Here is a 4,299-nt window from a genome sequence, read left to right as displayed (position 1 = left end):
TTTTTGTATGTCAATCACCAAAAACCAAGGCCACTAAGCATGATAGCCATCATCATTGCCAGGAAACGGTGCATAGTGGAATGAATTCATAAGAAAATAATTGAGGCTGATTTCAGGAAACCCGGCCTGTGATATCGAAGCCTGCTTGCTTTAGCTTCTCGATGACCTCTTTGAGATCTTTCCCCTGCTTCCTGCACCCATCCGGGATGGTCGTGATCCTCCCGAGGCTGTTCCTCATGATAGGGTTCTTCACTCCCAGGAACCCCATTCCGGCAAGGATATCGATCAGTTCGGGATGTTCTTCCGTCAATTCATAGACAGTTTTTTTCAGATCAATAACTTTCATCGAGCAGCCTCTTCTCTCCTTCCAGCTCCTTGATCGCTTTTATGTTCTGAGTCACTTCCAGCGTCCCGAGATAATTCCGGTCCCGGTCACGGACGGCGAAGTAACGGATGTAAACAAACTTTCCCATGAAGTTGATCCAGAAATCGAAGAAATCCTTTTTCCCTTCCTTGAAGGCGGTGAGGATCTTTTCGACGACATCCAGGCTCTGGGGCGGATGACAGTTCTGGACCTGCCTCCCGATGATTGACCTCGGCCTCACGAAAATCCGATCCCTGCTTTCGGAGAAGTATTTCACGCGGTCGTCTTTATCAACGAAGGTGAGATCGACGGGTAGCGTGTTCAGCATGTTCATCAGTTCCTTCAATGATAATTCGCCGGAGGGGAAGGAGATGATCTTCCCATCCTTTATGGTCGGCTCCTCGACGAGAGCCGTCTTGAGCTCAAAGATGAGGAGCTCGGTCTCCTTCGGCTTCTCGATGAAAACGTATCCAACGTCGTCGCTCGCCTTCAAGACCTCGACCCATTCATCGACAGTCAGCTTTTCCATCGTCGTGGGGAAGAGGATGTTCTCTTCCTTGAAGATCATTCCTTCTACTTCTTCTACGAGGGGGTTGATAAGGTCTTTGAGAAAATCTTCGGTTTCTTTTTTTCCCTTCAGCGCGTCGATCTGCGCAATGGATCTCCTCAGCATGTCTCTTATATCATTGTCCTTTCCCCACATGACTTTGGATGGACCGAAGAATCCGTGCTTCTCGAGGTAGGGAAAGAGGACCTGCTCCTTTCGCGTGTAGTGCACCTCAATTCCTTTCAGCTTCGTCAGCAAGTCCTTCATCCTTTCCTTGATTTGCAGTGATTCGGAGGTTTCCATCTCTCTGGCGGTCTCTTTGATCTTTCCCGCGATCTTTTCGATCTCGCGGTTCTCGCTCTTGAAGAGGGAGATGGGGTGTGCGGGGGACTCGACTGCCACCACAGATTGCTGCAAAGCCGACTGGAACAACAGCGCATGGACGTTGCAGAACTTTTTTATCTCGTCCGTGGACAGTCCCTCGCGAATCAGCGACTGCTCGATCTCTGCTATTTCTGTGGAGCCGATGCTCCCTACCTTTTCCTGGAGCTCTTTCGTCGCCTCCTGGACGGTCAGACCTTTATGCAGTCTGATTATGATATCTTTAATGACCTCTTTTTTCTGCTCCTTGCTAAGGCCAGACGTCATAGTTCCTCCTTGACTCAATGAATCTTCGTGTGTTTTCATATTGTAGCATGCATAATGATCCCGCTTTGCATCACCATGGTATGGGAAGGGACATTTTTTCAAGCTTTTCTTCCAGCTCTCGGCCTTCCAGGGTGGCTTTTAAAGCGCCGTCTTTTTCCATAAGATAGCTGTGAGAGAGTGCTAACTGTTTCGCCTCTTTCTTCTTGTCATTAGCTATGGCAGAAATTATCGCCTGCTCATGCGTGGAAAGCCTCATCCCCTTCAGAACGTAATCTTCAAAAGCCTCCCATGTCAGGGGACACCATTTCCTGACGATCTCATATCCCATGATGTTGGCGTAGGTGCGGATCTCGATCTGCGCCGTTGCGTCCATCCGCAGTTCCAGAAAGTGAAGGAGATTGTGCAGGTCTATCTTCCAGTAGGCTTCGGTGTACGTTGAAAGTGGCAGGTCTTTGCGCGCCTGTTCACGCGCAACGCCAACTTTAAGCCGTTCTTCGTAAATCCGGGTCGCAGTGCGATGCAGCTCGTCTTCTCCCTCCGTTAGATGCTTCCCGATCTCTTCATCTATGAAACCCTCGCTTCCCTGCTTGTTGTTTCTGGACTGAAGCCGCCATTCCCATGGCTTGGTCCGGTGGGCGGAGGCGATGGCTTCAGAATATCGGGTGGAATACTCGTTCACGTTAGCCGTGCGGTGACGGATCCATTGCCTCCATGTGTCCATCGGGACGCGGAGATGAAACTTTATCTCGCACATCTCGAAAGGGGTCGTATGCCGGTGGCGCATGAGATAGCGGATGAGTTCCCGATCCTGGCTTATCTTCTTGGTCCCTTTTCCGTATGATACACGGGCCGCCTGGACAATCGACTGATCGCAGCCCAGATAATCGATCACCCTGATGAAGCCGTCGTCCAGGATCTTGAAGGGTTTCCCCAGGATCCTGTCAAACGCGGGAACACTGACTCTCCGCAATTTTTCAAAATGTTGATCGGTCATCTATAAAACCTCTCTTCTAATTAGCTTCCTTGAAATCTTATTCATGATGTTCCTAATCTATTCTTACTTAATTTTAGCATTAAACCATGAATTCAAAGCATCAATATAGACATGCCCAGGAAAAGTATTGAGTCATCGGATGCTATAGCTATCAGAAGTATTAAATATAATTCGATATGGTGGTGGTAGAATACGATTTTATGAGTTAAAATACCGCAAGTATGGCAGCAGAGGCGTAATGACGAGAGTAAAGGTGATTCTAACCATTCTAACGGTCTTGAGTATAGCATTCTCAATCCTTCCGGACATTAAGGCACAGCAGACGGAAACGACGAGCCAGCCTCAACAGCGGATGAAGGCTACGGAACAGCAGGTCGATCAGATCAAAACATGTCTCAAGGCAGCATACAAAGTGCGCACTGAGGCCAAAAGCCTTGAGCAAGCATCCGCTGATCCTCATTTCAGGAATTTCGTTGCTCAGATGGTCGAGGAGTTGCAGCGACTGACCCAAAGAGCGCAGAACGAGCATAAGAAGTTTGTGGAGAGCCTGAGTCCGGATTACTTGAAACAATTGCAGCAACACATCGCTGGCATCGATGAAATCTCTGCACGCATGAATGTCAACCTGCAGAAGATGGAACAGGAGGCCATTAAGAGTGATCCCGACCGTGATCGCATCGTCCAGCTATCTCTTGATCTTGCCAGAGGAATGGAGGACTGGCAGAGACTTTACCGCAACATCGGCTCTGACATGGGAGTCAAGTTCGAAGCCGGTCGTGTGTAACTCTGTTAAGTCATTAGAGAAGAATGAAATCTGTGGGGTTTTTGCCTACTTTTTGCCCTTTTTTACCGGCGCAGGCACCGTCTGGCTATCCAAGATCTGCCAATCCCACCGGATCCCTCTCATCTCATCATATTCCTGCAAACAGGCTTTCCACATCTTCTTGAATACCCTGCCACTTTCTCCCAGAACTCGTCACTTACACCCTTCCAGCCAGGCTTTCGAGGAAGCCGTGGTCAAAACTCAATCCTCTTCTTTTTTCTCATTATAGTTCCCCTCCACGGGAAACTATTACATCAACCAGACCTCCTTGTAAAGTGATTTAGGGATGTGCTCTAAACCCAGTGGTTCGCATATTTTCATCAATAACCGCATGCGGTTCGTGCAGAGCCATTTGTCAGATCAGGAAATGAAAAAATTCAATGAAGATTTTCAGAATTACCTGAACTATTTTGAATATCTCAGATTGCGTTAAATGTGCATAGTTCTTATTGGTGAGTAATCATGGAAAAGGACTGCTGCAATATCAAGGTAACGGAGATTGAAAACGGATACCGCCTTGAAATCACCGGCGAGGGAGTCAAGGACAAGTGCAAGCCGTTCTTCGAAAAATGCTGCAGCGATGAAAAATCATGGCAGGATTTCATGAAGAAGTGCTGCCCATCCGGTTAGCATTATGCGCCGTTTTCCTTGAGGCGGGGGTTCACATCCCCCGCCAACCCACTGTTCCCGAAGAATTTGATAGAAATAGGAAAGCCTGTGGATCGGGGCAGGAGAAACATATATTCCGCGGCACAACTGCAATAATCTCACTAAAGAATAGATTCTTTTTGATATACCTACGTTCGACAGTAATAGGCATACTTTAGCATAAAATTGAAGCTAAGTGCTTGATATTCCTACATTGGGCTCCTTCAAATCATCCAAATTCATAGGCACACGATTTTTAATTTTTCTCTTGATTT

The 4,299-nt window shown here is 47.7% G+C and carries 5 protein-coding genes; 2 read left to right on the top strand and 3 right to left on the bottom strand.

What is annotated here, in order from left to right:
* Positions 1-112: 112 nt before the first annotated feature.
* The 3 genes from AB1756_04060 to thyX form a co-directional block, all read right to left on the bottom strand.
* On the bottom strand, positions 113-346 hold the full coding sequence (locus AB1756_04060) for a DUF1858 domain-containing protein (protein MEW5806512.1): 234 nt from the start codon (positions 344-346) through the stop codon (positions 113-115).
* On the bottom strand, positions 333-1,559 hold the full coding sequence (locus AB1756_04055; protein ID MEW5806511.1) for a DUF438 domain-containing protein: 1,227 nt from the start codon (positions 1,557-1,559) through the stop codon (positions 333-335). Before AB1756_04055 ends, AB1756_04060 begins: the two co-directional genes overlap by 14 nt.
* A gap of 70 nt (positions 1,560-1,629) precedes the next feature.
* Positions 1,630-2,553 carry an FAD-dependent thymidylate synthase gene (gene thyX / locus AB1756_04050; protein ID MEW5806510.1) on the bottom strand — a complete coding sequence of 308 codons (924 nt, stop codon included), beginning with the start codon at positions 2,551-2,553 and terminating at the stop codon, positions 1,630-1,632.
* A 238-nt stretch (positions 2,554-2,791) separates the two neighbouring features.
* Between thyX and AB1756_04045 the strand changes: the two genes are divergently transcribed.
* Both AB1756_04045 and AB1756_04040 read left to right on the top strand, forming a co-directional pair.
* On the top strand, positions 2,792-3,337 hold the full coding sequence (locus tag AB1756_04045) for a hypothetical protein (GenBank protein MEW5806509.1): 546 nt from the start codon (positions 2,792-2,794) through the stop codon (positions 3,335-3,337).
* Positions 3,338-3,838: 501 nt separating this feature from the next.
* On the top strand, positions 3,839-4,006 hold the full coding sequence (locus AB1756_04040; protein ID MEW5806508.1) for a hypothetical protein: 168 nt from the start codon (positions 3,839-3,841) through the stop codon (positions 4,004-4,006).
* Positions 4,007-4,299: the final 293 nt, after the last annotated feature.

This window comes from Acidobacteriota bacterium, from assembly GCA_040752675.1.
Lineage (GTDB): Bacteria > Acidobacteriota > Polarisedimenticolia > JBFMGF01 > JBFMGF01 > JBFMGF01.
Note: the sequence above shows the minus strand (reverse complement) of the source record. Positions and strands in the feature narration are given on the sequence as shown.